Origin of the sequence: Dyella telluris (genome assembly GCF_014297575.1) — a bacterium.
Classification (GTDB): domain Bacteria; phylum Pseudomonadota; class Gammaproteobacteria; order Xanthomonadales; family Rhodanobacteraceae; genus Dyella; species Dyella telluris.
In genome coordinates this window covers 3,373,946-3,396,691 of record NZ_CP060412.1, presented here as the reverse complement: position 1 = coordinate 3,396,691, position 22,746 = coordinate 3,373,946, and the positions used below count along the sequence as shown (strand labels likewise).

The 22,746-nt window shown below is 60.5% G+C and carries 16 protein-coding genes; 9 read left to right on the top strand and 7 right to left on the bottom strand.

The window, feature by feature from the left end; all coding sequences use genetic code 11:
- Window positions 1-12: 12 nt before the first annotated feature.
- On the top strand, window positions 13-1,029 hold the full coding sequence (gene corA / locus H8F01_RS14850; protein WP_238480999.1) for a magnesium/cobalt transporter CorA: 1,017 nt from the start codon (window positions 13-15) through the stop codon (window positions 1,027-1,029).
- Window positions 1,020-2,729: a tetratricopeptide repeat protein gene (locus H8F01_RS14845; RefSeq protein ID WP_187055860.1), complete on the top strand. Its 1,710-nt coding sequence runs from the start codon at window positions 1,020-1,022 to the stop codon at window positions 2,727-2,729. The genes corA and H8F01_RS14845 overlap by 10 nt, the downstream gene beginning before the upstream one ends.
- A 58-nt stretch (window positions 2,730-2,787) precedes the next feature.
- Here H8F01_RS14845 and H8F01_RS14840 read toward each other — a convergent pair whose 3' ends face one another.
- Window positions 2,788-4,860, bottom strand: coding sequence for a S9 family peptidase (locus tag H8F01_RS14840; RefSeq protein ID WP_187055859.1), 2,073 nt, complete (start codon window positions 4,858-4,860; stop codon window positions 2,788-2,790).
- Between the two features lie 254 nt (window positions 4,861-5,114).
- On the opposite strand from H8F01_RS14840, the gene H8F01_RS14835 reads away from it, so the two are divergent.
- The 5 genes from H8F01_RS14835 (at window position 5,115) to H8F01_RS14815 (ending at window position 12,862) form a co-directional block, all read left to right on the top strand.
- Window positions 5,115-6,497, top strand: coding sequence for an ArnT family glycosyltransferase (locus tag H8F01_RS14835; RefSeq protein ID WP_187055858.1), 1,383 nt, complete (start codon window positions 5,115-5,117; stop codon window positions 6,495-6,497).
- Between the two features lie 312 nt (window positions 6,498-6,809).
- Window positions 6,810-7,265, top strand: a complete 456-nt coding sequence (locus H8F01_RS14830) for a pilin (protein WP_187055857.1) — start codon at window positions 6,810-6,812, stop codon at window positions 7,263-7,265.
- A 143-nt stretch (window positions 7,266-7,408) separates the two neighbouring features.
- On the top strand, window positions 7,409-9,337 hold the full coding sequence (locus H8F01_RS14825) for a hypothetical protein (RefSeq protein WP_187055856.1): 1,929 nt from the start codon (window positions 7,409-7,411) through the stop codon (window positions 9,335-9,337).
- 128 nt (window positions 9,338-9,465) lie between these two features.
- On the top strand, window positions 9,466-11,511 hold the full coding sequence (locus H8F01_RS14820) for a tetratricopeptide repeat protein (RefSeq protein WP_338017281.1): 2,046 nt from the start codon (window positions 9,466-9,468) through the stop codon (window positions 11,509-11,511).
- Window positions 11,512-11,602: 91 nt separating this feature from the next.
- Window positions 11,603-12,862, top strand: a complete 1,260-nt coding sequence (locus tag H8F01_RS14815) for a lipopolysaccharide biosynthesis protein (RefSeq protein ID WP_187055855.1) — start codon at window positions 11,603-11,605, stop codon at window positions 12,860-12,862.
- Here H8F01_RS14815 and H8F01_RS14810 read toward each other — a convergent pair.
- The 6 genes from H8F01_RS14810 to H8F01_RS14785 form a co-directional block, all read right to left on the bottom strand.
- On the bottom strand, window positions 12,839-13,696 hold the full coding sequence (locus H8F01_RS14810; protein WP_187055854.1) for a glycosyltransferase family protein: 858 nt from the start codon (window positions 13,694-13,696) through the stop codon (window positions 12,839-12,841). The two genes, H8F01_RS14815 and H8F01_RS14810, sit on opposite strands and share 24 nt — an antisense overlap.
- Entirely contained in the window at window positions 13,689-14,714 is a 1,026-nt protein-coding gene (locus tag H8F01_RS14805; RefSeq protein WP_187055853.1) for a class I SAM-dependent methyltransferase, read from the bottom strand. Before H8F01_RS14805 ends, H8F01_RS14810 begins: the two co-directional genes overlap by 8 nt.
- Complete coding sequence (locus H8F01_RS14800) at window positions 14,707-15,744, bottom strand: glycosyltransferase family 4 protein (RefSeq protein WP_187055852.1); 1,038 nt, start codon at window positions 15,742-15,744, stop codon at window positions 14,707-14,709. Before H8F01_RS14800 ends, H8F01_RS14805 begins: the two co-directional genes overlap by 8 nt.
- Window positions 15,745-16,076: 332 nt before the next feature.
- A complete protein-coding gene (locus H8F01_RS14795) occupies window positions 16,077-17,231 on the bottom strand; it encodes a glycosyltransferase family 4 protein (protein WP_187055851.1) in 1,155 nt (384 codons plus the stop codon).
- Window positions 17,224-18,078, bottom strand: coding sequence for a glycosyltransferase family 2 protein (locus tag H8F01_RS14790; RefSeq protein WP_187055850.1), 855 nt, complete (start codon window positions 18,076-18,078; stop codon window positions 17,224-17,226). The genes H8F01_RS14795 and H8F01_RS14790 overlap by 8 nt, the downstream gene beginning before the upstream one ends.
- Before the next feature lie 121 nt (window positions 18,079-18,199).
- Window positions 18,200-19,372, bottom strand: a complete 1,173-nt coding sequence (locus H8F01_RS14785) for a DegT/DnrJ/EryC1/StrS family aminotransferase (RefSeq protein WP_187055849.1) — start codon at window positions 19,370-19,372, stop codon at window positions 18,200-18,202.
- Between the two features lie 231 nt (window positions 19,373-19,603).
- Between H8F01_RS14785 and pilB the strand changes: the two genes are divergently transcribed.
- The gene (gene pilB, locus H8F01_RS14780; protein ID WP_187055848.1) at window positions 19,604-21,325 is read left to right on the top strand and encodes a type IV-A pilus assembly ATPase PilB; all 1,722 of its coding nucleotides are present in this window, start codon (window positions 19,604-19,606) and stop codon (window positions 21,323-21,325) included.
- Window positions 21,326-21,483: 158 nt separating this feature from the next.
- Window positions 21,484-22,746: a type II secretion system F family protein gene (locus H8F01_RS14775; RefSeq protein ID WP_187055847.1), complete on the top strand. Its 1,263-nt coding sequence runs from the start codon at window positions 21,484-21,486 to the stop codon at window positions 22,744-22,746.

The window sequence follows — 22,746 nt, the reverse complement described above, 5'->3', positions numbered from 1 at the left end:
CATCATCTGCCCATGCATATGACCGCCGCCAAACCCGATGCCACCAGCACCACGGCACCCATGGTCATCAACTGCGTTGCCTATCGCTTCGATGGGCAACGCATCGGTGACATCAGCCTCGATGACATCAGCGAAGTACTGAAACAGCCTGACACCTTCGTGTGGGTGGGCCTGCACGAGCCCGATGAAACCTTGCTGTCGAAGCTGCAGGAAGAGTTCGACCTGCACGACCTTGCGATCGAGGACGCCCAGGCCGCGCACCAGCGCACCAAGATCGAAGCCTACGGCGACTCCCTGTTCATCGTCGTGCAGACCGCGCAGCTGGTCAGTGGGCACCTCGCCTTCGGCGAAACCCATGTATTCCTTGGGCCACGCTATCTGGTGACCGTGCGCCACGGCGCATCGCTTTCATACGCACCCGCTAGACGCAACTGCGAGCACACGCCGGAACTGCTGGCCCTGGGCCCTGCTTACGGCCTGTACGGCGTGCTCGACTACATCGTCGACAACCTGCTCCCCATCGTGCGGGATTTCCGGGAAGAGCTGCAGGAGCTAGAGAAGGACATCTTCTCCGATACGTTCAAGCGCAGCACCATTCGGCGTCTGTACGACATGCAGCGCGACCTGATGACACTTCGACTGGCCGTGGCTCCGATGCAGGATGTCGTCAGCCAGTTGGTGCGCCAGCATCCGCAACTGATTCCCGATGAGCTGCGCGCTTACTACCGCGATGTGTACGACCATGTGTTTCGCGTCAACGAATCGATCAGTGCCATGCGCGAGATGCTCGCCGCCGCCATCAATGTGAATCTGTCGCTGGTCACGTTCGGCCAGAACGAAGTAATGAAGCGCCTGGCCGGTTACGCTGCCATGCTCGCCGCTCCCACCCTGATCACAAGCTGGTATGGCATGAACTTTACGCACATGCCTGAGCTGGCGAAGCCGTGGGCTTACCCCGTGATCATCGGCGTGGTCAGCGTGCTGGTAGGTAGCATTTATTTTGTTCTCAAGAGGTCCAAGTGGCTATGAGTCTGTCGAGCATGCAGCGCCAGTGGATCTATGCGCTGAGTGCTATCGCCCTGCTGGCGACCTGCCTTATCTATTGGCCGACCATCCACTTCAATTTCGTATGGGATGACTGGCTGAGCTTTCACGACACGCCCTGGCTGACCCAGGGCGATCAGTGGAGGCATTACATGCTGCGCGGCTTCAATAACTGGCAGTTCTACTTCAGGCCGCTGGTGGTGGGCTTTTTTGCCCTGCAGGTTAGACTGTTCGATGGCCTTCCCGGCCCCATGCATGCCACTTCGCTCGCCCTGCATTTGATCGACGTCTCACTGGTCGGCGCCCTCGCGTGGCGTTGCATCCGGGCATCCGGAATGGAGACCACACGCAGGGCCTGGCTTGTTCCACTCAGCATGGCCATCTATGGCCTGCATCCCGTCCTTATCGAAACCGTCGCATGGGTCGGCTGCCAGTTCGAGCTGATCCTGATACTGCTTACCCTTGTTGGCCTGATCGCAAACGTTAGTATCCGGAACCCTTGGTTACGCGCAGCTTCGATCACGCCGATCTTCTTTCTGGCTGCATGCGCGAAAGAAGCGGCTCTGTCATTTCCGCTGCTATTGGCACTTTTCGACTGGACCCTGTTCTCCGGAGGAGCGGAACAACCCTTTGTCGCCAGCATCACAGGCGTACTTCGGCGCAACTGGCCAACCTATTTGGGAATGGTTCTAGCGGGCATCGGGTACCTGGCCTTCCGACACTGGGCTCTTGGCTCGGTCACCAGTCACTTTCTGTCGGCATCCAGCAGCCCCATGGGCCATCTGTGGGAGGTCAGCACAGTTTATCTCCACTATGTGAAAATGCTCGTCTGGCCAGTCTCCGAAATGGGCCCCATTCACCCTTACGATCCGGAAATGTTTCAGGGTGCCGCCCCCCCCGGCAGCCTGTTTGGCATCGCCATCACCTTCATCATCGCCGGAAGCGGGCTCTACCTTACGATCCGCGACAAATCGGTGGCCGGCGCGATGATTGTCGGCGCCACGGTGGCGCTGTTGCCTGTGCTCCGCATCATACCGGTAGCATTCGACCTGAGTCTTTACCACGAACGCTACGTCTCGCTGTCACTAGCCATTCTGTGCACCATGCTCCCGCTCATCCGCCAACCCGACTGGTTGAAGGCGGCAGGCCGTCAAACAGTGGTGCGGTCGATGGCCGTCATCCTTACGTTCTTCTGGTTGACCTTTTCGGTCCTGGCCATTCGTGGCTTGCTCCCCAACTGGAGGAGCGATCCGGCGTTGTGGGAATGGGCACTCGCATCGCACCCACACGAAGCTTTCGCCAAGCTCAACCTGCTGACCGCCTATGCAAGGATCAGGGACGATCAGGCAGCCCTCAAGCTGGGCGACAAGATTGTTGCCGACCCCGCCTCTTGCGACAAATGCATGCTCAGGATCGCGGAGCTGGCCATCCTCCAGCACGCCCCCTCCAGGGCTGCAGCCGCGCTCGAACGTGCCCGCCAGTCGCCCATGATGGCGAAGAATAAGGCCATGCTTCATGAGTACTACCTACTGACAGGCCGTATGCTTGCCCAGCAAGGCAAGCTGAAGGATGCCGAGGAGGTTCTGCAGGCAGCATCGGCACTAGCCCCGCAGGATGTGGAAACAACGCACGCACTGCGCCTTGTCCAGTCACTGCGCGGCCAGACCACTCGGGCGAATCAATAAAAAAGTGGCGACCGACGGCCGCCACTTTCTCATTACAGCGCGGGATGACCAGTTTGATTCAATGAGCCGTTGGCGAGCCTTCCGCCGTCCACTGCTTCAGCCACGCGTTGACCGTTTCATGCCACTGCACGCTGTTCTGCGGCTTGAGCACCCAGTGGTTTTCGTCCGGGAAGTGCAACAGCTGACTGGGAATACCGCGACGCTGCAGGGCAGTGAAGGCTCCCAGGCCCTGGGTATCGGGAATGCGGAAGTCCTTGGCCGAGTGGATCACCAGCATCGGCACGCGCCAATCCTTGACGTGATTGATCGGGTTGAACTTCTCGTAGTTCTCCGGGTGCTCGTACTGCGTGCCACCGTTCTCGCGTTCCTCGAACCAAAGTTCTTCGGTGTCGTAGTACATGGCACGCGCGTCGAACACACCGTCGTGGTCCACCAGGCACTTCCACGGCTGGTTCCACACGCCGGCGATCCAGTAGGTCATGTAGCCGCCGTAGCTGGCGCCAAGCGCACAGGCGCGGTCGCCATCAAGGAAGCTGTACTTGGCCAGCGCGGCACTCCAGCCGGCCTTGAGGTCTTCCAGCGGCTTGCCACCCCAGTCACCCGAGATCGAATCGGTGAAGGCCTGGCCGTAACCGGTGGAACCGTGGAAGTTGATGGTGACCACGGCGAAGCCCTGACCCGCATACGTCTGCGGGTTCCAGCGGTAGCTCCACGCATTGTTCATCGCACCCTGCGGGCCGCCATGGATGATGAAAGCCACCGGATACTTCTTGCCGGATTTATAGCCCACCGGCTTCACCACGTAACCCTGCACCGTTTCGTTGTTCCAACCCTTGAAGGTGAAGAACTCCGGCTCGCCCATCTGCACCTTCTTCAGGCGCTCGGCGTTGTAGTGGGTGACCTGCTTGAGGCCCTTGCCCTTCAGGTCGACGGTGTAGAGATCCGCCGAACGCTTCAGGTCATCGCGCTGCACCAGCAGCGACGACTTGCCCAGCGAGTAACCACCCACTTCGCCATTGCCGACGAGCGGGGTGGCCTTGCCGCTGGCCACGTCGATGGCGAACAGAGGACGCTGGCCGTTGTCGTCGGCGGTGACGAAGAGCGTCTTGCCATCCGCCGACACCTGCATGCCGCCGGCGGAACGATCCCAGTTCGGCGCCACTTCGCGCTTCTGGCCGCTGGCCAGATCCAGCGCAATGATGCGGAAACGATCCGCCTCGGACACCGGCACCTTCATGGCGAGGTAGTACAGCGTCTTGCCATCGGGCGACGGCACCGGGAAGGCATCCCATGCCGGATTGTCGGCTGTGAGGTTGCGCGGCGCGGACGACGCATCGGCGGGCACGCTGTAGACGTCGAAGTTGGTGGACCACGGCTCGCTGTTGCCGGCGATACGCACGTCGAAGTACACGGTCTTGCCATCGGGCGAGAAGCTGAATTCGCCCTCGTCACCGAACGGCTTGCTCGGCACGTCGCCGTCGATGCCCCGCGTGAGCAGCACCGGCTGTTCGGACGCATTGTCGAGATCGGTGATGTAGAGCTGCGCACGACGGCCGTCGGCCCACGTATCCCAATGGCGCACGAACAACTTGTTGTAAACCGTGCCCGAGGCCTTGTCCTTGGCGCGGCCATCCAGGCGCTCCTTGGTGCAGGCCAGGTCGGCGCAATCGGTAAACACGCCAAAGGTGAGCAGCGCCTTCTTGCCGTCCGGCGAAAGCTTGTAGCCATCCACGTCGATCGGCGCATGCGTGACCTGCACGGCTGCCGACGACGCGCCCAGCGGGCGACGCCACAGCTGCGACACGCCATCCTTGTCGGCAACGTAGTAAATGGCCGAGCCATCGGGTGCCCAGCGCGGCGACGAGGCCTTCTCCACCAGCTTCACCGGCGCACTTCCCTTGGCCAGATCGAGCAGGTAGATCGAGGTGATGCCCTTGTTGGCGGCGTAATCCGTGGCGCGCACGGTATAGAGCGCCTGCTTGCCGTCCGGCGACAGCTGCGGATCACCGACGCGATCCATCATCACCAGATCGCGGATGTTGAACGGATGGACGCCGTGGTTTTCAACCTCGGCAGCCACGGCAGAGGTACCGGCCAGCGCGAGCGCCAGCGCGACAAACAAGGGTTTCATGGGTTGGTTCCTGGGTGCTACGAAGGCCATCACGGTAAGAGCCGGCTCTCGGCAGCGCAAGCTCGCCGGACAGGACCCGTCAAGGCGACCCGGGCGCCCCAACCCCGGACCCGGCGTAGAACAGGCGATCCTGAAATCTGTGACGGGGCCGCGCTAACCACGCGGCGGCCTGCGAAATTCGAGATGTTAGCATCCAAGACCTCAGCCAGCCGGTTCGGGTTGGCTGCGAGGTCACACGAGATCGAGGGGATTCGATGAGCACGACTACGCACGCCAACGAGCGGCGCTACTGGCGGTTTCTGTGGGTGGCCGTGAGCCTGCTGGCCCTTGGGTTGCGCTGGGCGTACCTGACCCAGATGACTGTCGACTACCCCTTGCGCGGTGACGCTGGACAGTATGTCTCGTATGCCTGGAATCTGGCGCACCACGGCGTGTTCTCCAAGAGCACGCCCGGCGGCGCCAACGTGGTGCCCGACAGTTTTCGTGATCCTGGATACCCGAGTCTTCTGGCCGGCGTCATGCTTCTGCAGAATGATTTCGTGCCTTGGTACCACGCCGTACTAATGCTCCAGGGCCTGCTGGGCGCTCTGACGGTCGCCTTGCTGATGGGCGCTGCGCACCCCTGGCTGGGGACGAAGGGCAGCGTGCTAGCGGGCCTTGTTATGGCCATCTGGCCTCACAGCATCACGATGAGCGGCTACCTGTTGTCCGAAACCGCGACGGCGTTCTGGGTGGCGCTTGCACTCTTCCTCCTTCAGCGGGCGGCGGAACGAAACAGCCGACTCACTATGGCCGCGAGCGGCATGGCAATCGGCATCGCTGCACTGACCAACGCCATCATGATTCCGTTTGGCCTGCTCCTGGCCGCCGCCCTTGGCTGGCGCAGCCGCAGTTCCCGCTCACTGGTTCTGGTACTGGCGTTGTCATCACTGTTGCTACCCCTGGGCTGGGGGGTTCGCAATGCCGGGCTTCACGAGGGCGAAAGCTCGTCGGGCCGCGCGTTGCTCAATGCTGTGCAGGGCTCATGGCCGGAATATCACTCAAGCTACATCGCCAGCGCTATGGGCGATCCGGATGGGCTGCGCACCCAGGGCGAGATCCAGCACGAATACGACACGCTGAAGGCGTCCACCTCGGCGGGCCTGCAACTTGTATCCATTCGAGTGAAGCAGGACCCGCTGCGCTACGTGGCCTGGTATGCGGGCAAACCGGCCCTGCTATGGGGCTGGAGCATTCGCATCGGACAGGGAAACATCTACGTGTACCCAACAGCCCATTCTCTGCTCGATGACCAACCTGCCCTCAGGGCGACGGTCTCCCTGTGCCGGGCGCTCAATCCCTTGATCATGCTCCTTGCACTGGCGGGCATGGTGTCGGTGTGGATGAAGGGACGCCAGTCCCCGGCACTGCCATTGGCGGTGACCACCCTTGTCGCCTACGTGACGCTGGTCTATTCCCTTCTGCAGGCGGAGCCGCGCTACTCCATTCCGTTCCGGGGCATGGAGCTGCTGGTGGCAGCCGAGGCAGTGAGGCAAGCGATTCTGTGGTGGACCAGCCGCAGGCAAAGCACGCGGATGGCCCCTCATCGCCAACGGCCGAGTGACCCTCAAGAGCACTTCGAGACGGGCGTCTCATAAACCCGCTGACGCAGAGCGTCACTTTTTGCCCTGCACGAGCAGCCAGCCCCGGCGCACCGAGACATGCTCGACAATCCTGCAAGAACGTCGGCTGTCTCAGCTTGTCGGGGCCCGTGACCCTATGCACAATCCACGTACCCGCCAACAGCGGGTAACCACCAAATGGCGATCGTGGCATAGAACATGCTGCGGGTGTCAGGAGCTTCCTGGTCGTTCCAGACCGCAGTGAAGGGGTCCGTTCCCGCCTAGGGGGAAACGGGACCGGGGCTCAGGGGGCATTACCGGTTAGCTAACCAAAACAGAGGAACCACCATGAAGAACGTGCAGAAGGGCTTTACCCTGATCGAACTGATGATCGTCGTGGCGATCATCGCGATCCTGGCCGCTATCGCGATCCCGCAGTACCAGAACTACATCACCAAGTCGCAGTTCTCCGAGTCGCAGACCATCGCTGACGGCCTGAAGACCCCGATCGTCGAGTACTTCAACCAGACCGGTTCCTGCCCGACCAACTCGACCACTGGATTCCTCCCGGTCGGCAGCTACTCGGGCAAGTACGTGGCCCAAGCGGAAGTGGCCGCCTCCGGCGCCAGCAGCTGCGGTATCACCGTGACGTTCAAGGCTGCGGGCTCGGTGTCCAAGCCGCTGGGTGCCGAGACTGTCACTGTCACCGGTGATCTGAGCAACGGCGGCGCCGTCACCTGGTCCTGCGCCAGCGCAGGTATCCCGCAGAAATACCTGCCGCAGGTTTGCGCTGGCACCAAGTAAGGTCAGGGCGTTTTAGTTCAAGACGTACCCTGGAAGACCCCTCCCTCGGGAGGGGTCTTTTTGCATTCCCCACCAACACGCTTGCAGCGGACCAAACCTCCCCTATGGGACAAATCGCGCCCAACCATCTTCCATAGGGCCTCATGCGTCCAGCACCTCAAATCCGATTCAGACACACCTGGCCCTGGCTGGCTGTTGTACTGACCATCTGCACCTTGATTTACTGGCCCTCACTGCGCGGCCCGTTTCTTTTTGACGACTCTCCCAACCTCTCCGCACTGACCAGCATCGAACACTTGTCGAGCTGGCGCGACCTGGGCATTTATCTCTCCCAGGCACGCGACTTTCCCGGCCGGCCGCTTTCGATGCTGAGCTTTCTGCTGCAGCGAAGTGACTGGCCCCAATCCCCTCTCCCCTTCAAGCTGGTGAATCTTGGGATTCACCTCGCCTGTGGCTGCCTGGTCTTTCTATTGACTCGCCGACTGTCCCAAGCACTGAGACAGAACAACCGCCCTGTAGAAAGCATCAGCCAACATGATCTGGCGGCCCTACTCGCCACCGCCGCTTGGCTACTCAACCCCATGGCGCTTTCCGGCGTGGTGCTGGTGATACAGCGCATGACGCTACTGATGGCGTTGTTTGTGCTGCTAGGCCTGCTCGCCTATCTGCACTGTGTCCTGGGAAAGAACTTACCGGCGCACCGCCGCGCAGTCTGGATGTTCACTGGCCTCGGCCTTTGCACCGCGCTGAGCTTTCTGTGCAAGGAAAACGGCATTCTGTTGCCACTTTACGCACTGGTGCTGGATGCCACCGTACTGCGAACGCAGGTGGCCCAGCTCCCTCGTACGCTTCAATGGTTACGACGCCTGCTGATCTGGCCAGCCATCCTTTTTGTGCTGGCCTATCTGATCAACGCTGGCTTTGCAGCATGGGGCCAGCACTACAGCCGGAATTTCACGCTGGGCGAGCGACTGCTGACCGAACCGCGTGTGCTTGCCAGCTACCTCGGCAACACCCTGCTCCCACAATTTGGGGTCTACGGGCTTTACCACGATAACTTCACCGTCTCCCATGATCTGATGTCACCAGCCAGCACCGCGCTTTGCGTCATTGCACTGGTGGTAGCCCTGGTGGCGGGTCTGGCCTCCATCAAGCGTAGGCCGCTGCTGGCCATGGGCATCCTGTGGTATCTGGCGGGGCAGTTGATCGAAAGTTCCACAGTGATGCTGGAACTGTATTTCGAGCATCGCAATTACGTACCCCTTATCGGCGTCATGGTGGCGATAAGTATGGGCATGGTGCGGCTTCAGGCCCCTGCCCAGCGCAAGCTTGCACAACTCACCTACGGCACCTGGCTGGTCGCCTGCTGCCTTGCCACGGCACTGAGTGCTCGCGTCTACGCCTCGGAGAACCTGCTGGCCACCGCGTGGGCCCAGGCGCAGCCAGACTCCATTCGTGCACAAACCTACCTGGCAGAGCGTCTGGTAAAAAGCGGTCACCTGGATCAGTCACTACACACCATCGAGGCCGCTCAAGTGCATCACCCGGACAACCCGGGATTGGCTGAAAACCGGATCTACCTGCGTTGCCGGATGGGCACGCTAGCCCCCAAGGACATGGATGAACTTGACCAGTTGCTACGCACAGCCCCCTTCGATCGCGCAGCTTTCGAGAATATGGAGCTCTTGCGCAAGCTGGCCGCCAGCAAGCAATGCCCGGCGCTGAATGATTCCCGCTGGAGAGATAGCGTTGACATCCTGCTGGGTAATGCGGCCTACGGTGACAACCCAGTGTCCTCCGGCTTTCTCCACTACCAGAAACATTTTTGGGCGGTGCAGCGCGGCGACCTTGGTATGGCCATGAGTGAACTGGACGCCACCTATCAAGCCGACCCGGATGCCAATATCCCCAGAATACAGGCGAAGTATCTGGTCAGCGCAGGGCTGCGCACGCAGGCTATCGACGTACTGCGCGACACCGACACTAGCCGCCTGCCGCTGCTGAGGCGCTTGCTGGTGGACGACAAGGCCATCAACCAAGAAGCCATTGCCGCCATTGCGCACATGAAATGAAAAGCCGGACGCTCCGCGGCTGCAAGAGAAAACCCAATGCTGGGGACGAGGATGCAAGGTAATCGCCCCTCCTCTCGTCCATAATCAAAACACCGCGAGGGCGCCCTGCCCCGCCAACAAACGAGTCCGTGGTCAATCAGGCAATGTCATTCTCCAACCGATACCGTCGGCACGGCTATGTGATCTTTGCACTAGCCACTTTGCTCACCATCGTCATTTACTGGCCCGGCCTCTCAGGTGGATGGCTGTTTGATGACTATACGAACATCGTCAACAATCCCGGTGTGCAGCCTGCCAGATTCGATGTCGCATCATTGATTCGCGCGGCGCTGTCATCGCCCGCCAGTGATTTCAAGCGACCACTGGCCTCGCTCAGTTTCGTCTCCAATTTTGCCGCCAGCGGCATGAACCCTTGGGGCTGGAAGATCACCAATCTCGCCATCCACCTGTTGAATGGCGTATTGGTGTTCATGCTCGCTCGCATGCTGGTGCAACTGGCGACAAGGTACAGGGATTGCGCCGCATACCAAGGAGCCAACGTCACCGCGGCATGCATTGCTGGCGCGTGGATGATTCTTCCCATCAACCTCACTGCCGTTCTCTATATTGTCCAGCGCGAGGAGAGCCTGGCGAACCTGTTCGTTCTCCTTGGCCTGATCGGCTACGTCGCTGGCCGCGCATCCATGATCAAAAGTACTCGATCATGGAAAGGTTTCACCCTTTGCTGCCTGAGCATTACGCTTCCGACCGTTGTCGGTGCACTGGCCAAGGAAACGGCCGTAATGCTCCCCCTGTATGCGCTATGCACGGAGTGGGTACTTTTCGCACCAGCAATGCGATCGGACCAGCAACATGAAGGACGTCGTTTCGACTGGCGCATTGGCGCCCTATTTGTCGCAGCGCTGCTGGTCCCCATGGTCATCGGCCTCGCTTGGCTGCTGCCTGGTGTGCTCAACCCTGAAACTTGGGCGGCGCGCGACTTCACGCTCGGCACCCGTCTTTTGACGGAGACCCGCGTCGTCACCTCGTATCTAGTATGGACCGTATTTCCCACGCCACAGGCGCTGTCGTTCTATCACGACCAGTACCGCGTCTCGACAGGTGTGCTTACACCATGGACCACCCTCGCGAGCATGTTGGCGCTGCTGGGATTGGTCGTGCTTGCCGTTCGTATCCGCCAGCGCTTTCCCTTGGTCGCTCTGGGGACTTTGTTTTTTTTGGCTTGTCACCTTCTGGCAGGCACCATTCTTCCGCTGGAGCTGGTCTACGAGCACCGGAACTACTTCGCCAGCCTTGGTGTCATGCTGGCCATTATTCCGCTACTGACTGCTCCAGGCACCTGGAGGAAAGATTCTGATGCCAGCAAACATGACGCAGAGAAAGCCATACCGCTTGCAATGCCCCGCCACATCCTGTTCGGCGGACTGATAGTCTCTTGGGGCGTGCTCACCATGGTCACGGCCTATGCCTGGGGGAATCCGCTGCGCCAAGCGATTGACTTTGCATCACGCGCACCCGACTCCCCCCGCGCCATGTATGAGCTTGGCCGAACCTACATCATCTACTCAAAATACGACCCGACCTCACCATATCGGAATTTGGCTTATGACGCCCTAGAGAAAGCCGCAGCGCTGCCTGAATCGTCAATCCTTCCGCAGCAGGCGCTGATTTTCATGAACGCCCGCATGCATCTTCCACTGGAAGGCCGTTGGTGGGACAGCATGATCACCAAGCTCAAGGCGCGAAAATCCACGGTGCAAGATGAAAGTTCACTGGAGGAACTGAGCTCATGTCAAATTATGGGAGAGTGCGACCTTCCGAAGGAACGCATGCTAGAGGCATATCTTGCAGCCTTGTCCCACCCGAAGCCGGGTGCCAGGCTGCTTAATATGTACGGCGTGTACGCTTGGGAAGCACTCAACGATCATGCCCTAGGGGTAAAGATGCTGCGAGAGGCCGTTGCCGCCAACCCCAAAGAACCAGCGTACCGAGTGACGCTGATTCGCATGCTCACCGACATGGATCGCCTGGACGAAGCGCGACAGAGTCTGAACGACCTTCAACAGCTCAACTTCGGCGGACATCTGGATGCAGGCATGGCCATCTTGAGTGCACGAATCGCTGCAAAAGAAAAACCTGCTGCTGCGCATTCAGGAGCCGGAGCGGTCAAGTGATGTTTGGCAAATTGTCGTCCGCGCCACACACTCGGCAAATCCCGCATGCCGACAGTGGGCTTCATGGCCTCTGTCATCAAAATCTCCGATCATGAAAGGCACTCTGGCACGCAAGAGCCTGCAAACCGCAACCATACTGGTGCTGCGCCTAATCACGCTAGCAGCAACGCTAGTCATGCTTACGCGTTTGCTCGGTCCCGCGGTCTACGGACAGTTTGCGTCAGCGGCTTCATGCGCCATCGTGCTTGGCACGCTTTCGACTTTCGGCAGTGGCTATGTGCTGCTCAAGCATGCCAGTGGCCATCTCGATGCTGCTGTGGATATATGGCGCTACGCCTGGCCATTGACTTGCATTGTCGGCAGCTTGTTGTTTGTCTTTTACGTCACTGTTGGGCGTGGACTGATCGGGGGCGAGCTCACATGGCAACTGTGGGCAATCATCGGCGCAACGGAGCTTCTGCTCACGCCACTCACAACTCTTGCCAGCTTCGCTTTGCAAGCAGCAGAAAAGGTGCCACTAAGCCAGTGGATCCAATGGTTCCCACTTGGACTTCGAGTGCTCGCTGTACCTCCGTGCTACATGTTGCATGGGCCAGACCGACTCGAAACATATGTGGGACTCCAGTTCCTTGCGTCCCTTATGGGCGCGGCAACAGGCTGGTGGATAGCCAGAGGATACGTTTCACTTGATTGGCGCCCCCGTCTTGCCACACGAGACGAACTCAAGGAAGGCGGTACCTATGCAGCAATGCTGCTGGTAGCCACCAACCCTACCGAGATCGACAAGATTGCCGCTGTGCGGCAAGTAGGAGCCACCGATGCAGGCATCTATGTTGCCGGATCGAGAATAATGGGAGCCGTCGTGTTGCCCGTGCTGGCAATGCTCCTTACCGCTCAGCCGCGCTTGTTCCGGCACGCACGAGAGCAAGATCGTAACGCGCGCACACTGATCCGGACGATGTTTGCCCTTGCCGCCGGGTGGGGCATTCTCAGCGGAATCCTGCTATTGCTCATTGCACCACTGCTCCCATGGATCCTCGGAGCTGAATTCAGTCGCACAGCTCAACTAGTGAGATGGATGGCATTGGCGACACCATTTACTTCGCTGAGGTTGGCCACTGGCAGCGTGCTCGTCGCGCTTGGGCACCCTCTGGAGCGCATGGGCTTTGAGACTCTGGGCATTATCCTGATGTTGATCGCCATACTAACCCTTACCCCATGGTGGGGAGTCATGGGCCTGGTCGCTGCCGTCATTCTCTCGGATCTGGTCATGGCAATGACCGGCCTGGTGCTCGTCGCGCGCTGCATTCGACCCACCCAACCAGCGTTACCCCAGGCGCCGCCAGGCTAGGCGTGCCCCAGACCCAAGTGCGCGCAAAGGTCTCAACGATCGATAACGCATGCTACGCAAGACTGCACGAGCCAAAAGCACGGGAAGTCTAGTCGCGGACAGGAATACTGCTTCCGTCGCACTACGTCCAAGCCGCCGCGCAAGCAAAAGATGGGCAGCGACCATATGAGTCTCATAGAACGTGGACCCGAGCTTGCTGCTGGCAGAGCCCTCGTGACTGACCAGCAAAGAAGGCAGATGGATCCACATTCCGGGCATTTGCCGGAGCCGCCATCCGAGTTCCCAGTCCTCCCCGTACATGAAGAATGCTTCATCAAATAAAGGCAGCGGCACTCTCCTCATGTCGATCCAGAGGCAGCAACCACTCGCATAGGAAAAGGTGCCGGCCACAGGTCGAGCAAACAGCAAACCACTCAAGCGCTGATAGAACTGCACACCGCCACGCGTTCCGGCGTGATCGATATCCATACTGATGACTGCCGCCTGGGGGCGTGCTGCAGCCTCCCCACGCAAGGCCCTCAACGCCCCGACCATAAGCGTTGCATCGTTATTGATGATCAGCACAGTGCTCGCGCCGAGGCGCTCCGTGGCCAAACGAATACTTCGATTGACGCCCATGGCGAAACCGAGATTATTCGCACTTACCTCAATAATCACGCGTGGATCGGAAGAAAAGATGTCGCGCAATTGTGAGGCGGAAACACCTTCGTCAGCCGAGTTGTCCCAAACCAGCACGCGAGGGACTCCCTCATCGAGCAGGGATCGCACACAGCGGGCACTGCGTGTAGCATCTCTGAAGTTGAGCAATAACCCAATCAGCCCGTCATCATTCATCACACCACCCTTTGACGGCAGACACCACGCACTCCTCTCCTAAGGCGGCACTACATGTCGCCAAAAGATCTACCCATCGATTTGAGAGCGGAGTGGCAGGCGAACCGTAGCGCTCAGCCAGCTTCATTGAGGCCCGTAGAATATAGCCAGAGCCGCGGCCGCGCCGATGGTTACGGATTTGCCGAAACCCCGTACTTTCAAGCAACTCCCTCAGCGCTCGCTGTGTCAATACCGTAATGTGGCGCGGCGGCTCGAGTCCTCGCCACGCATGTCCAAAGTGACGGTGCCCAAGGCTCTGTGCATTGGGCGTGGCTATCCATAACCGACCTCCGGGCCTGAGCAAAGCGAACATCTGCTCTACAAATCGGCGAGGGTCATGCACATGCTCTATGACGTGAGACGTCGTCACAACATCGAAATCACCGTCTCCACCGTAGGCATCCAGCGTGCCCTCAATCACGTCTAGCCCAGCCCTGCGTGCTGCGGCCACTGCCATTGGATCTGGCTCAATGCCCTGAACATCCCAACCGGCATCTTTTGCGCGCAACAGAAAGATTCCATTACCACACCCTACGTCCAACAGCTTACCCGGCCGACCTGGCAAGTGGCGATAAAAGAAGTCCAACTGCTGACGCAAAGGCAGGAGCCATGGCAGCACAATTCGCCCGACAAAAGACGCCGGCGCCCTCGCCGATCCAAACCGCGCGTTCATATAGCCATTGGACAAGCGCCACAGAAACGACGTCCCGTTGTCTGCAGCCATGCGCTCCAAACCGCTTACATGGGTGTAGTAGGAGGCATAGGCTTTGCCGATAGCAAGCGCCTTGGGACGCAGACCCAAGTAGAAGCTCCCGCAACTTAAGCATCTACGCATGCTCCATTCGCCGGGAACCCCCTCCAATTCATCCCGCAGGCCTTCATAAGCAATAGCACTGCGCGACGACTGGCAAACCGGACACTGGTCGACACTTTCCAGCTCATCGGGCAACCAATACGGAGTCGGATCAAGCTCACCCATGTGCCCTCCTTTGCTCAATGAGCTCCTCGTAAAGAGACGTATATGCGTTTATAGCTTTGTGCTCAGAGAAATAGGCCAACGCACGCTGTCGCCCCGCCGCACCGAGCCGACCACGGAGCGCCGCATCATTTGAAAGCTGGCGGGCATAGCGCGCCAACATTTCCACATCATCCATAGGTGCCAACAATGCGGTTTCTCCATGCACACATACTTCTGCGGTACCAGTACTGGCGAACCCAAGCACAGGGAGCCCGCAGGCCATCGCCTCAACCGCAACGTATCCAAACGCCTCATAACGTGTCGGCACCAGCACCGCATCCACTGAGTGATAGACACTCGGCATTTCCTCCGCCTTCACCGGATCACGCAAGACCATCCCGGGCACCAACTGATTGGACTTGAAAGAACGGCGCAAGCCACCCAAACATTGGATTTCGAAGTTTGGCCCCAAGCGCCCCATAAGCTCAGGCAAGACATCCGCCCCTTTCCAGCGCGACGGATTTCCCACAAAAAGTAGCCGAAACACTCCATCGGAACTCGCCGACATCCGCTCTTGGGGGGCAAATCGCTCGGTGTCCACCCAGTTATGAATCATCTGAACAGGGCGTCCTGCATTCGGGCGCATTGCGCCTGCAGTATGAGCACTCACGGCAACGAGGGCGTCCGCAGCACGATAGGATTGCAGCACGCATCTACGAACAAAAAAATGGTGATAAAGCGACTGCAGTCGCCCTCTATGCGGCGTGAATTCTGGGTGTTGGATGTACTGGTGTTCTGTAATCACCAAGGGAACTCCTGCGCGTTTGAACGCGAACCCTTGCCAACTACCCGCATGGACTACATCGACTCCCGATGGAGCAGCCTCAGAGCGCAGCGTCCAGGGACGCCATTCGCGATCGTGATCAAACCACTGTAGGCGAGGATCGTGTCCAGCTCTGGCAAGCCCATCAGCTAGCCGCTGCGCGAAAACGTCCGACCCACTTCCCGCGCGAAGCGTCGGCAGCCAGACGCGAATCGGCTGCTTCGTCATCCCGCTCGCACCTGGCACCAAGACCCGTCCTTCCATAAAGGCTCCCACCACAAGCCAGATCTCACGCGCCCCCTCGTTGTCAAGCCAGGCAAAGATGGCTCTCGGCTACAAGACCCCATCAACGCAACTCCCTGATAAAACCATCAAGCGACAGCGTGCCCATATTCCGAAGAAACATACACGCCGAAACAACATCCAATTTCACCAGCCAGCAACTTGAAGCCCTTTGGCCGCTCACATAAGACAGCGACCCAACAACATGGCTCGATCTCAACACCCTGGCAAATCGATTACATGGTCCGTACGCCCTGCGACTGGACTCAGTAGACCCGTCACCGCCCAAGTGCAGCCAACGACTTTTGGGCAAACACCGTCCAGGCCTTGCTCCTGGCGAATGCCAAGCAGCCTTCAGGCATGCGCTTACCGCCTCCCGTTCGATTCATGTAGATCAGAACTCGAGAGGCCAGTTCGTCATACGCTCCCTGTGTCACCAAATCGCCCGTGATACCCGGCTCAATAGCATCCGACACCCCGCCAGCATCAAATGCCACGCTAGGCAGGCCGTGGGCCGCTGCTTCCAAGGCCACCATTCCGAACCCCTCTACATCGCCGGGGAGCGAAAGCACCGGGAACACGTGCACATCAGAAGCCTCATAGGCTGCATGGAGATCTTCTTCACTGCAGTGGCCAAGGAAAAGGATATGGTTTTTGACGCCAACCTCATTGGCAACGCGAAGTATGTGGTCCTTCTCACCACCCCGTCCGCCATGCAAGGCATTGCGAGCCTCATCACCAACTATCAGCAACACTGCATCTGGCTTCGCTGCGACAATGACGGGAAGTGCCTTGGCCACGAACTCGGCCAGGCCCTTGCGGCGAGTCAGCCTTCCCACGGACAACATCAAGGGAGCGTCGCCAAGATCGTAAGCCGCGCGAAATCGCGCTGCACGTTGAGGATCAAACTCGGGAATCTCCGCGCCGGGGTTGACTACGCTGATCCTCTCCGAGGGCACGCCCTTCTCAAGCGCCAAAGCCATGGTGGCCCGACTATTGACCAACGCCACGTCACACCGCCGGATGAAAGGTAGCCACAGCCAACGATAGATGACGCTCGGCGCAATGATGTCCAGACCATGAAGGTACACCGCCACTTTCGCGCGACTGCGCCGAGCCGACAGCCATGCGATGGGTGCCATCAGACCACTTCCGGCCACAATCCATTCTGGCCGTTGGCGAATAGCCATTCGCCATGAGAACCACAAGGACTTGACGAGAAAAGCTGAAAGCGGACTTATCGCCACTTCCCGGACTTCTTCCGCAGTGCTGGCAAAACGCGCCGAACCCGCTGGTCCGCACATGGACGTGCGCCATACCTTCGCCAAACTTTCCAGAAGGTGTTGGTTGAGCCGCTCCATTCCACCAAGCAATGGAGGAAAATTTCTCGTCACAAGCATCGCTCGCGAACGGGTATCTACGTGCTCAACCATCTTTGCGATACGTCAACGCGGTAATCTGCTCGGAAACCAGACCTATGAGGAACACAATGACGGCGGCACTCCACATGAGGGCACTACCGTTGGTGAGGCGCCCATAGGCGAAGAACGTGCGCAGATAGTTCGCCCAGCCTAGGACAAAGAAGACCACGCTTGCCGGCGCGAACAACTTCAACGGCGAATAAAGCGTAGCGATCTTGAAGATGATGAGCAGGAAGCGGATGCCATCTTTGAGTGGCTTGATATGGCTTTTGCCAATGCGCTGCGCGGCCTTGATCGGCACGTAGGCCACCGGATAGGCACTGCGGAAGAACGCCATGGTGCTCGTGGTGGGATACGAGAAACCATTGGGAAGTAGGTGCAGGAATTCGCGGAACCGGTCGGCGCGCACGGCGCGATAACCGGAGGTGAGATCTTCCACGGCATGCCCTGTCATGCGCGTGGCGAGCCAGTTGTAGATCGTGTTGGCAACGCCACGACCCACGCCCGCCTGACTGCTCCAGTCGCGCGCGCCCACCACCATGTCGTAACCCTCGTCGAGCTTGGCCAGCAGTCGTGTGATGTCGGCCGGGTCGTGCTGGCCGTCACCGTCCATGAAAACCAGCAGGTCACCGCCAGCGGCGCGCGCGCCACGCTTGATGGCAGCGCCGTTGCCCATGGAGTACGGCGAGGAAAGGCACTTCACGCCTGCGGCCGCACAGATGTCGCGCGTATCGTCCGTTGAACCGTCGTCCACCACGATGATCTCCGCCTCTGGCTGAGCCTGGCGCAGGCGTGGCAGCAAATCCTTCAGCGCCGGCCCCTCGTTTTTCGCGGGCAGGATGATGCTTAGACGATTCAAGAGTGTGTCCCCGGTGATGAAGTCGCATCATAACCTGAGCGCCACAGCGATCCGCGGGGGACGGCGACCCGCGCGAAATTGCGGGTACTGGATCACAGAGTGTGGCCTGGCAGCGCCGGCGTCAGCCCCGGATCACCGCATGGACGGCCCCAATGACCCGCTCGACATCGCCATCGGACATGGCGGGCGACAGCGGCAGGCTGACGGTCTGGCGCCCCAGACGCATCGCCTGCGGCCACTGCTCGGGACGCCAGCCGAAACGCTGCTGGTAATAAGGGTGCTCGGGGACCGACAGGTAGTGCACGCCCGTGCCGATCCGGCGAGCATTCATGGCGTCGAGGAAGTCATCGCGGCCCAGTCCGGCACGCCCCGCATCGATCATCACGGTGTAGAGGTGGTAGCCGTGGCGCGTGCCCGGCTCCGGCGCCGCCGGCAAGCCGATCGGCAGGGCGGCAAGGGATTCGTCATAGCGCTGCCAGATCTGGCGCCGGCGCTCCCAGTTGCGCTCCACGCGGGCCAGCTGGTGGATACCGAGCGCCGCCTGCAGGTCCATCATGTTGTATTTGAAGCCGCACTCGACCACCTGGTAATGGCGGTAACCTTCGTCGCCGAAGCGGTGCCAGGCGTCCTTGCTCATGCCGTGCAGGGCCAGCACCTTGGCGCGGGCGATGTGCTCCTCGTCGCGCCCCAGGATCATGCCGCCCTCGCCGGTCACCACGTTCTTGGTGACGTAGAAGCTGAAGCAGCCGAAGTCCCCGAAGGTACCTGCCGGCTGGCCGTGGAATTCGGTTTCGATGGCGTGGGCGCAGTCCTCGATCACCATCAGGCCGTGCTTTTCGGCGATCGCCATGATCCGGTCCATGGCGCAGGGACGTCCGGCGAAATGCACCGGGAGGATGGCTCGCGTACGGGGGGTGATGGCGGCCTCAATGGCCTCGGGGTCAATGTTCTGGGTAACGGGGTCCACGTCCGCCAACACCGGCGTCAGGCCGGCGTGGAGAATGGCGTTGACCGTGGCGCAGAAGGTCAGCGGGGTGGTGATGACTTCGCTGCCAGGCTCGAGGCCCGCCGCCACCATGCTCACATGGAGAGCAGCCGTGCACGAGTTCACCGCCGCCACCTGCGAAACCTGCACGCCACGCCACCGGGCGAAGTCCGCCTCAAACCGGGCCACACGCGGCCCCGTACCCAACCAGCCTGAGCGCAGGCAGGCCTCGACCTCGGCGATCTCATCCTCTTCGATACGAGGAGCGCCAAAGACCAGAAAGGGCTGAGAAGGGTCAGGCTGTGTCACGGAGGGTCCGGTTCGTCAGGCGGGCGGATCTTTCTATCCCAAGCCCGCAACGGCGTCCATGCCACGAAGCGCCAAGGCATGGCTGTTGCATGGTTGACGATCAGGCATGGGAGCGCCCGGTGATCTGTGCGCCCCATCACCCCCGGGCACCCTCCTCTGAGCCTGGCGGATGACCTGCCCCGTCAACTGGGGTAAATTCCCTTTCAATCAGGGGGCTGGACCCGTATCGCCATGTCAACGCTAATGCAACCCTCGCTCGCGGGCCTTACCGGCCTTGCGCGCAGGCTGGTATCGGAAGGTGTACTGCCCGAGGCGGATGTCCGCCGGGCGGTGGCCGAGTCCACGCAGAGCAAAACGTCGCTCACTGCCTGGCTGCTGGACAACAACCAGGTGGAAAGCGCCAGGCTCACCCGCATCGCGTCCGACGAGTTCGGCATGCCGATGATGGATGTCACCGCGTTGGTGGCCGCCAACATGCCGGTGAACCTGATCAGCGAAGCGCTGATCAACAAGCACCACGCGCTGCCGCTGTTCAAGCGCGGCAAGCGACTGTTCGTCGGCATCGCCGACCCCATGCAGTCACACGCGCTGGACGAGATCAAGTTCCACTCCAACTGCATGGTGGAGCCGATCCTGGTCGAGCGCAGCCAGTTGATGCGCATCATCGAAACCGCGCTCAACGCGATGAGCAACGCCGTACCCGACATGGGTGGCGGCGATTTCGACGAGCTCTCGCTGGAAAGCGGCGACGACGAGGCCGAATCCACCGGCTACGACGCCACCGGCAACGACGATGCCCCGGTGGTCAAGTTCGTCAACAAGATCCTGGTCGACGCGATCAAGCGCGGCGCCTCCGATATCCATTTCGAGCCCTTCGAATCCCAGTACCGCGTGCGCCTGCGCATGGACGGCATGCTGCGCGCCGTGGCCTACCCGCCGATGAAGCTCGCCTCGCGCATTTCCTCGCGCATCAAGGTCATGTCTGGCCTGGACATCGCCGAACGACGTGTGCCGCAGGACGGCCGCATCAAGCTCAACCTGTCCAAGAGCCGCTCGGTCGACTTCCGCGTGAGCACGCTGCCCACGCTGTTCGGCGAGAAGATCGTGCTGCGTATCCTCGATGGCTCGGCCGCCAAGCTCGGCATCGATGCGCTGGGCTACGAGGACGTGCAAAAACAGCTCTACCTCGAAGCCATCCACAAGCCGTACGGCATGGTCTTGGTCACCGGCCCCACCGGCTCGGGCAAGACGGTGTCGCTGTACACGGGGCTCAACATCCTCAACACCGCCGAACGCAACATCTCGACGGTGGAAGACCCGGTGGAAATCCGCGTCGAAGGCATCAACCAGGTGCAGCAGAACGTCAAGCGCGGCATGACCTTCGCGGCGGCCCTGCGCTCCTTCCTGCGCCAGGATCCGGACGTGATCATGGTGGGCGAAATCCGCGACCTGGAAACCGCGGAAATCGCCGTGAAGGCCGCGCAGACCGGTCACATGGTGCTGTCCACCCTGCATACCAACGATGCTTCGCAGACGATCTCGCGACTGATGAACATGGGCATCGCGCCCTACAACATCACCTCGTCGGTCACCCTGATCATCGCCCAGCGTCTGGCGCGTCGCCTGCACGACTGCAAGCGTCCCATGAACCTGCCGCCGCAGACGCTGCTGGAAGCAGGCTTCACCCAGGAAGACATCGACGCCGGCCTGACCCTCTACGAGGCCGTAGGTTGCGACAACTGCAATGAAGGCTACAAGGGCCGCGTGGGCATCTATCAGGTCATGCCGATGCTGGAGGAGATCCAGAAGATCATCCTCCAGGGTGGCAACACCTTGCAGATCGCCGAAGCGGCGACCCGGGCCGGCGTAAACGACCTGCGTGCCTCGGCCTTGCTCAAGGTCAAGAAGGGCGTGACCAGCCTGGCCGAAATCGACCGCGTCACCAAGGACTGAACACCCTCGGGGGCGGCCCGGCCGCCCCGGGAGCCGACCTCCGTCGCACCGAAGATGCGTCAGGTGCCACGAATTAGGCCGGGGGAATGACTTAAGCTGCATCCGATCAGACGGCCGCATCCTGAAGCGGCCCGACCGTACCAGCAGGGGGAAATGCCATGGCTGCGGCCACCGCTAAGAACGTGAAGTCGATCGGCGCCCAGCGCGCCGAGATCAGCAAGCTGACCACCTACGACTGGGTGGCGCTGGACAAGCGCGGCAAGCGCATGAAGGGCGACATGGCGGCCAAGAACGCCTCGCTCGTCAAGGCCGAGCTGCGCCGCCAGGGCATGAACCCGCAGACGGTGAAGGAACGGGGCAAGCCACTGTTCGGCGCCTCCGGCAGCACCGTCAAGCCGCGCGACGTGGCCATCTTCAGCCGCCAGATCGCCACCATGATGGCCTCCGGTGTGCCGATGGTGCAGGCCTTCGAGATCATTGCCGACGGCCAGAAGAACATCCGCTTCAAGAACATGCTCACCGACGTGAAGCAGACCATCGAAGGTGGTTCCGCGCTTCACGAAGCACTGGGCAAGTACCCCGTGCAGTTCGACGAGCTCTATCGCAACCTGGTCCACGCGGGCGAAGCCTCGGGTGTGCTCGACTCGGTGCTGGACACGGTGGCGACGTACAAGGAACGCACCGAGGCGATCAAGGCCAAGATCAAGAAAGCCCTGTTCTATCCGGTGATGGTGCTGGCCGTGGCCCTGCTGGTCAGCATGATCATGCTGCTCTTCGTGGTGCCGGTGTTTGCGCAGACGTTCAAGGACGCTGGCGCCGAGCTTCCTGCACCGACGCAGGTCGTGATCAGCGCGTCGGAGTTCATGAAATCCTACTGGTGGCTGGTCGTTGGCTCCATTGTGGGCGGCATCGTCGCCCTGGTGATGGCCAAGCAAAGGTCGGTCAAGTTCGCGCACTTCCTTGATCGCGTCATGCTGAAGGTGCCGGTGATCGGCAATATCCTCCGGCAGTCCGCCATCGCTCGCTTTGCGCGCACGCTCGGCGTGACCTTCCGAGCTGGTGTGCCGCTGGTCGAGGCCATGGATGCCGTGGCGGGTGCCACCGGCAGCGTGGTCTATGGCGACGCCGTGAAGCAGATGCGCGAAGACGTGGCCGTGGGCCACCAGCTGCAGCTGTCGATGCGACAGACCGGCCTGTTCCCGAACATGGTCGTGCAGATGACCGCCATCGGCGAAGAATCCGGTGCCCTCGACCACATGCTGTTCAAGGTGGCCGAGTTCTACGAGGAAGAGGTCAACAACGCGGTCGATACGCTCTCCACCCTGCTCGAACCGCTGATCATGGTGATCCTGGGCGTACTCGTCGGCGGCATGGTCGTCTCGCTGTACCTGCCGATCTTCAAGCTCGCGAGCACCGTGTAA

Coding starts and splice junctions, on each gene's coding strand:
- H8F01_RS14815 (WP_187055855.1), top strand. CDS start 11,603: ATGAAAGGCACTCTGGCACGCAAGAGCCTGCAAACCGCAACCATACTG.
- H8F01_RS14810 (WP_187055854.1), bottom strand. CDS start 13,696: ATGAATGATGACGGGCTGATTGGGTTATTGCTCAACTTCAGAGATGCT.
- corA (WP_238480999.1), top strand. CDS start 13: ATGCATATGACCGCCGCCAAACCCGATGCCACCAGCACCACGGCACCC.
- H8F01_RS14840 (WP_187055859.1), bottom strand. CDS start 4,860: ATGAAACCCTTGTTTGTCGCGCTGGCGCTCGCGCTGGCCGGTACCTCT.
- H8F01_RS14825 (WP_187055856.1), top strand. CDS start 7,409: ATGCGTCCAGCACCTCAAATCCGATTCAGACACACCTGGCCCTGGCTG.
- pilB (WP_187055848.1), top strand. CDS start 19,604: ATGTCAACGCTAATGCAACCCTCGCTCGCGGGCCTTACCGGCCTTGCG.
- H8F01_RS14800 (WP_187055852.1), bottom strand. CDS start 15,744: ATGACGAAGCAGCCGATTCGCGTCTGGCTGCCGACGCTTCGCGCGGGA.
- H8F01_RS14835 (WP_187055858.1), top strand. CDS start 5,115: ATGAGCACGACTACGCACGCCAACGAGCGGCGCTACTGGCGGTTTCTG.
- H8F01_RS14775 (WP_187055847.1), top strand. CDS start 21,484: ATGGCTGCGGCCACCGCTAAGAACGTGAAGTCGATCGGCGCCCAGCGC.
- H8F01_RS14830 (WP_187055857.1), top strand. CDS start 6,810: ATGAAGAACGTGCAGAAGGGCTTTACCCTGATCGAACTGATGATCGTC.
- H8F01_RS14795 (WP_187055851.1), bottom strand. CDS start 17,231: ATGGTTGAGCACGTAGATACCCGTTCGCGAGCGATGCTTGTGACGAGA.
- H8F01_RS14805 (WP_187055853.1), bottom strand. CDS start 14,714: ATGGGTGAGCTTGATCCGACTCCGTATTGGTTGCCCGATGAGCTGGAA.